This is a genomic window from Calditrichota bacterium (assembly GCA_016867835.1).
Classification (GTDB): domain Bacteria; phylum Electryoneota; class AABM5-125-24; order Hatepunaeales; family Hatepunaeaceae; genus VGIQ01.
In genome coordinates this window covers 1-7070 of record VGIQ01000127.1, presented here as the reverse complement: position 1 = coordinate 7070, position 7070 = coordinate 1, and the positions used below count along the sequence as shown (strand labels likewise).

The 7070-nt window shown below is 59.7% G+C and carries 6 protein-coding genes; all 6 read left to right on the top strand.

Annotated features, from left to right (window positions below; translation table 11 throughout):
* A partial coding sequence (locus FJY67_10495) for an acetyl-CoA carboxylase biotin carboxyl carrier protein subunit (protein MBM3329879.1) occupies positions 1-294 on the top strand: 294 nt, incomplete at its 5' end.
* 74 nt (positions 295-368) lie between these two features.
* A complete protein-coding gene (locus FJY67_10490) occupies positions 369-1808 on the top strand; it encodes a methylmalonyl-CoA mutase (GenBank protein ID MBM3329878.1) in 1440 nt (479 codons plus the stop codon).
* Positions 1805-2014 (top strand): hypothetical protein, encoded by a 210-nt coding sequence (locus FJY67_10485; GenBank protein ID MBM3329877.1) that lies wholly within the window; start codon positions 1805-1807, stop codon positions 2012-2014. The genes FJY67_10490 and FJY67_10485 overlap by 4 nt, the downstream gene beginning before the upstream one ends.
* A complete protein-coding gene (locus tag FJY67_10480; GenBank protein MBM3329876.1) occupies positions 1995-3662 on the top strand; it encodes a T9SS type A sorting domain-containing protein in 1668 nt (555 codons plus the stop codon). The genes FJY67_10485 and FJY67_10480 overlap by 20 nt, the downstream gene beginning before the upstream one ends.
* Positions 3663-4581: 919 nt before the next feature.
* On the top strand, positions 4582-5454 hold the full coding sequence (locus FJY67_10475; GenBank protein ID MBM3329875.1) for a class I SAM-dependent methyltransferase: 873 nt from the start codon (positions 4582-4584) through the stop codon (positions 5452-5454).
* A gap of 356 nt (positions 5455-5810) precedes the next feature.
* A partial coding sequence (locus tag FJY67_10470; protein MBM3329874.1) for a hypothetical protein occupies positions 5811-7070 on the top strand: 1260 nt, incomplete at its 3' end.

The following is a 7070-nucleotide window of genomic DNA, read 5'->3' as shown; positions in this document are numbered from 1 at the left end:
TGGGTCATCGACGAGCGACGCGAACGCGCCCGGGCACTGGCAGGAGGCGATGCTGTACGCAGCCAATCCGGTGAACTTCACGCTCCAATGCCGGGGCTGGTGGTAAAGATGCTCGCATCGACCGGTGACCGCGTCGATAAAGGCGCCGGGCTGGTCGTCGTCGAAGCGATGAAGATGGAGAACGAATTCCGCTCCCCTGTCGCCGGCATCGTCCGAGAAGTTCGCGTCCAGCCCGGTCAGACCGTCGAAAAGGGTGAACTGCTCGTTAGCATCGAAAAGGATGGTCAGGTTTGACCGACGATTCATTCGATAGCCGCCTCCCGCCGCCGCCCGGAACGCCACCCTATACCCGCGGCATCTACCCCGGAATGTTCCGCGACCGGCTCTGGACGATGCGTCAATACGCCGGTTACGCCACCGCCACCGAGACCAATCGTCGGTTCCGGCAACTTCTGGACGACGGTCAGACCGGCCTCTCGGTCGCCTTCGACCTTCCGACGCAGATCGGCTACGATCCCGACGCACCCGCGTCGTCCGGCGAAGTCGGCCGGGTAGGAGTCTCCATCGCCACCCTCGACGACATGCGCCGCCTTATGCACGGCATCCCGCTGGATCGGGTCTCGACCTCCATGACCATCAACGCGACGGCGCCGATCCTGCTCGCCTTCTATGTCGCCGTCGCCGGAGAGCAGGGCGTCCCGCCGTCCGCCTTGCGCGGCACGGTGCAGAACGACATCCTCAAAGAATATATCGCGCGCGGCACCTATATCTACCCGCCGGCGCCTTCGCTGAGGCTCACCGTCGATTTGATGCGCTACGCTGCAGCGAAGATCCCCCACTGGAACACCATCTCGATCTCGGGCTATCATATCCGTGAAGCCGGTGCGACGGCCGCCCAGGAACTCGCCTTTACTCTCGCCAACGCCATCGCTTACGTCGAGGCAGCCGTCCAGCGAGGGCTTGAGGTCGACACCTTTGCGCCGCGGCTCTCGTTCTTCTTCAATGCCTGGATCGATCTGTTCGAGGAAGTAGCCAAATTCCGCGCCGCGCGGCGGATGTGGTGCAAGATCATGCAGGAGCGGTTTGGCGCCAAGGACCCGCGCAGTTGGCAGTTGCGGTTTCATACCCAGACCGCCGGTTCGTCGCTCACCGCCCAGCAGCCGGGAGTAAACGTCGTCCGGACGACCATCGAAGCGCTCGCCGCCATCCTGGGCGGGACGCAGTCGCTTCACACCAACGCTCTCGACGAAGCGCTTGGCCTGCCGACCGAAGAGACCGCGCGCCTGGCGCTCCGGACCCAGCAGGTGCTCGCCTTTGAATCGGGCGTCACGGGCGAGCCCGATCCACTCGGCGGGGCGCCTTACATCGAATCCCTAACCGACCGCCTCGAAGCGGAAGCATCTGCCGAGATCGCCCGCATCGACAAGTTAGGCGGAGCGGTGAAAGCCATCGAGGGCCGGGTCATAGAGAATGCTATCGCAGCGTCGGCCTGGAGGTTTCAGCAAGAGGTCGAATCGGGCCGGAGGATTGTCGTCGGAGTCAACCGCTTCCGCATTGAGAATGAGACGCCGCCGGAGATCCTTAAGATCCCGCCCGGCGCCGAAACCGAGCAAGTCGAACGGGTGCGCGCGTTTCGAAAGAGCCGCGACGAGGCTAAAGCCCGACATGCGCTTGAAGACCTGGTTGAAGCGGCACGAAGTGAAGAGGCACCGCTTTTTGAGCATATCCTGACTGCGGCAAAGGCTCACGCGACGCTCGGCGAAATCGCCGATGCGCTGCGCGAGGTGTGGGGGGAGTACGGGGGGTGAACAGGGCGCCGTCCTGGAGGCAGTTGCGCAAATGCCGTCAGGATGACGGCGCTACCTGGATGATGAAAATCCGTCTTGATGACGGCGCTACCTGGATGATGAAAATTCGTCTTGATGACGGCGCTACCGGGATGATGAATATCCGCCTTGATGACGGCGCTACCGGGATGATGAATATCCGCCTTGATGACGGCGCTACCCGATAACGGACAACCGACACTTATTGTCTGTCGATATGAGGGAACGATGCATCAGATCAGACTCTCTTGCGCGGCGCTCTCGGCGCTGGCGCTCGTCTTCCTGACGCCGCTGGCTGCCAACGCCGACGTCTGGATTCCGCCCTGGGGCGAATCGCTCTACGACTCGACGTTCTTCACCATCACCTACTCCGACACCGGGATCGACGTCCGGATCGAAACCCGGATGGCGGCCCGCAAGTTCGTCAGCGACGACTACCTGCTGACTTGGTCCCGAACCGATTCGGCGGGGTATTTTCAGATCCGTGACTCGCGAGCTGCCTTTTCGGACTCCATTGCGAATGCCCACTTCGGCAGTTTCGATGCGGCATTCATCGGCCTCAGCCGCTGCCTGCTCGAAGACACCGTCACCTTCGCGCTGACGACCCGCCTCTTCCATCCCGTCTCCGACACCGTCCTTGCGCCGCATTGGCTCTCTTACCGACAGAACTTGCTGCGTCGGTCGGGCGACCCGGCATGGGGTGAGTTTGGGGAGATGCCGCCCTACGATGACCCGACGGACTGGTATGTTCGGGTCGTCTCCAACCGGGACGTTACTGTGGAGGCTAATGGCGAGCGGCGCTCCGGCCGGGATGTTGTATTCACCGGGAGAATGGGTCCCTTCGATTGGAGGATGGCCTTTGGATGCGCCGTCTTCCTGTCCGGCAACTCGAGTTATCGCGACCAGGTCACCGACGAGATCGCCTTCGAACTGACGCCTGAAGTCCGTATGGAGGTGCCCGACATCATCGTCTCGGAGGACGTCCGGATAGGGATATCTACTACCGAACCTCGTGGCGCATGGCACTATGTCCAGCATGCCGAGATCAGCCTGAATCCCGGCCTTGCGGTCTCCCTTGCGCCGATGTATCTCTGGTATCCGAACGACCAAACCGAAGCCGTCGTCCGGCTTAAGGGATTCCAACTCTCGGGCGCCTGGGGGCACGACATCGAGCGCTGGCAGGACGTGCCGGCGGATATCCGGGTCGTAGAAGGTGAAGGGAGGCAAAGCGGGTTCTTCATTCGCATCCCGTCGCTGGCAAACCAGGTGCAAGGACAGCGCTATTGGCACTGGACCGACGTCCGGCTGCAGGTCGATATCGACCAAGGCATGGCGGGCCAGGAGTCGGCGCGGTTCATCCTGATTACGGCGCCGCTCGATTATTCGAGGATCGTCTTTACTATCACCCGCGGCTGGGAGGTCGGGTTCACGCGGTGGGAGAACCCGTTCGACGACTTCGCCATAAACGGCAGCCGGACAATCCTAATCCTGCGCGGCCTCGCGGCCGAGCCGGGCGTCGCCGAGGTCTGGTGGGGGCCGGTCGCGGTGCCGGTGACGCTTCCCGAAACGCCGCTTGCGTTAACGCTGGATGAGCCTTACCCGAATCCGTTCAACCGGACGACCAGCCTTGCGTTTAGCCTGCCGGATGAGTCCGACGTCCGCCTCACGGCTTTCGACTTGACCGGACGCGCGGTGATCGCAATCGATCAGGGACGCTTCGGAGCCGGAACGCACCAGTCGAAATGGGACGCGAGCGGCCTCGAGAGCGGCATATACCTCATCCGACTCGAAGCCGGCGGCGAAGTGCGAACGGCGAAGGCAGTGGTGGTGAAATGAAAGCCCTCTGCTATTGAGCGCGCGGCGCGGCTTTGCAAAACATGTGTGCGGTCAGGTCGATTGTCAGGTAGATGGCGCTGAACCGCTGGCCACGACATAGGAAACGGATTGGAGGTCCAGTAGCCTCCAAACGGGTTCCCCTCCCCGCTTCTCCTCAGTCTCAATTGCGAAGTATCTGGCGAAGTATTCCTGTCCGGAATAACGAGAATGGGACGCAAGTGAATTTGGGAAGGGAACAGGCGAACCGGCGAGGTCCCGATTCCGTTCATTGAGACGATTCTGTCTCGCCTGAGATTGTGACGGGATTACAAGCAGTCGTTCTTCTCGGATGTCAGCGATGTAGGAATTGGAGTCTGCCTTACCCTTGGATAAGTAGGAGGCTCGCTCCTCTGATTTGGTGACTCCATGGGGACGTGCGAGAAGTTCAACCGCATAGAGAAAGAGTCCACGCAGTTTGATTCCCAAATCGGATACCTCGCGCACTGCGCGCGATTGGATAGGAGCATATTGCTGTGAATTCTGCATTGCATTCTCTCGTTTGGACGATGGTTGATTGCGAAAGGCGAACGATAGTAAAATATATATCGTGCCGATCAGGTTCCAAGGGGTTCTACCTAATAGGTTTCTTTTGGGAAGGTCCGTCAGGCTTATTGCAAAGGATGCCCCGACGTCTGGATCGACGACATCATCATGTCCGAGACGCCGCGTTGAATGGAGTTTAGGGGAGGGTTGGCTTGCGACGAGGGAAAACTGCCGTTAGATTTTGAAGTTCGGTTGTCATTTGTCGCGGGCTACTGGATTACTGCCAACCAGAGTTTTTGAGAACGACTGAATGTGGTGTCAGGTGTCTCACCTGACACTAACATACCTTTATTAATAATAATTTCCCGTCGGGTGTGGACACCCGACGGCACCCTAACTGTTTGGGTATGAGGTTTCAGCCAATCGTCCTACGACCTTCGCATCCTTGCATTACGACCCTATAAAGTTTCGTCTTGCCCGCCTGCTGAGGCGCGATGCCTTCAGGCGGGCGTTTCATATCACGCTCGACCTGCTTTTCCTGCGCGCGTGGTTCGTCCATCGCGAACTGAAGCGTCTGCTGGAATTCTACGGGGAGCGCGGCTCGGTGCGCGCACTCGACGCCGGGATGGGCTTTGGCCAGTATTCCGACTTTGCGATGACGCAAGGCGCGGCGGCGCGCGTCGTCGGTCTCGAAATCGACCGGGAGCACCTTTACGGCAATCCGGCCTATTTTGCCAGACGCCATCCACTGCTCCGGATCGCGATCGGTGATGTGCAGCGTCTTCCCTTTCGCGACGAGACCTTCGACCTCATCTGGGCGGTTGACGTGATGGAGCACATCCCCGACGACGCGGCAGCCTTTCGGGAATATGCCCGCGTCCTGAAGCCTGGCGGAGCCTTCCTGATGCATACACCGCGTGTTCAGACGGACGCCCCCGCACCTGACGGGTCGGATGAGCGCAGCGGCTGGTCGGTCGGCGAACACGAGCGCGACGGCTACAGCGATGCCGCTGCTCGCAGCGCGCTCGGCGCAGCCGGACTGCGTGTGGACCGATTGGTGCGGGGCTACGGTCCGGCCGGTCGCATCGCCTGGACGCTCCTGCAGCGCATCCCGCTGACGATGTTGGCGGCGAGCCGGCTCCTGCTGCCCGTTGCTCTACTCTTCCTCGCAGTTGCGATCCTGCCTGCTCTGCTCCTGATGACTGCCGACTATCTGAAGGGCGATCACCCCCGTGGCGGATCGCTCCTGGTAGTAGCCATCAGGGAGTAAACTCTTCTGTCGGTAATCGACAGAAATGAGCGAAAGCACTCCCTTTAGACCAACAGCGCTTGTCTTGCTGCGTATCAATAGGCATTGCGCCATCGGATAAGAGTAATCCACGGTCTGCTTGTATGCGCACGTCGTTGCGCCAAGCCTTATTTCCGGGAGACCAGACATTCGAGGTCGTGATCCTATAGTCCTTCCGCCGTTTCGGATCGACACCGACCACACGACTGATCTTGAAGCCTTGTTTTCCATGCCTGCCAAGTCAGCCCATCGGTCATCGCCAATCTGAACTATCCTGATCGAAAGTTCGACGGATAGGACACCAATCCGTTTCATTCAAACCACAAGAGGGACTCTTAATGCGAAATTCATTTCGCCATATTGGGTTTGTCTTTGGAATACTGGCGGTTGCGCTAACCGTCAGTGTTTCGAGCGTCTTCGCTCAGGCAAACAACCGTGTAGAACAGAACTTCACGGACTTTTCGGACATCTCATCGCTCACCCTTAGCGGGAGCACCCAAGGCTACGGCAATCCCATAAACGTCGGCGGGCAGAACATTCTGCGCCTGACCAACGCGAGTGGAGGTCAGGCGGGCGGCGCCTTCCTGTCTCAAGCCATCACACTTCAGAACGACGCTTCCTTCAGCACCTACTTCACATTTCGGATGAGCAGTCCGGGCGGATTCGGCGACGGCGACGGCGTCGGGGCTGACGGCCTGGCATTCGTCGTGCAGTCGGAATCGAATCAATTCGGCGGCGCAGGCGGTGGCCTGGGCTATGTCGGCCTTGACAACAGCGTAGGCATCGAGTTCGATACCTACAACAACGGCGACTACGACGGCCACAACGGAAACCACGTCGGGATCGACATCGACGGCGACCTTAACTCGGTGCAGCGCTACAACGTCGGGACCCGGATGAACAACGGCGCGGTCTGGCATGCCTGGGTCGATTACAACGGTGCAAGCCAGGTGCTGGAAGTTCGCATCGCCGAGAGCGACTCCCGACCGGGCGGCGCGAATCTCTCCCATAACGTCGATCTCTCCGCAGTGCTCGGACAGGACGACGCCTACGTCGGCTTCACCGCCGCAACCGGCGGCGCCTACGAAATCCACGATATCCTATCGTGGTATTTCGTCAATGAATTCGAGCCGATCGTCGAGGCTCCGGCTCGAGTGTCGTGGCAGGGGAATGGCCACCTCTATCAGGCGATTGCCGCAGCAGGAATCACCTGGCAGGAAGCGAACGACCTTGCTAATGCAATGAGTTACACCGATGCTCAGGGCAACTATTGGTATGCCCATCTTGCGACGGTTTCCTCGCAGGCTGAAAATGACTTCATTACCAACACCTTCCCTGCCGCAATGCAGTGGATCTACTGGCTGGGCGGATATCAGGTGCATCACAACAATGAACCTGCAGGTGGATGGGCATGGGTCACGGGCGAACCTTGGGACTTTACGAACTGGCAACCCGGAGAGCCGAACGATTATGCCGGTAATCAGGAAGAAGTCCTGATGTTCTACGGCGGCTCGCCCCGCTGGAATGATATCACCATCACCTATCAGGGCTACGGCTATGTTGAGTCTGTTGAAAATGGGTCTATTTTGATCTGCTAT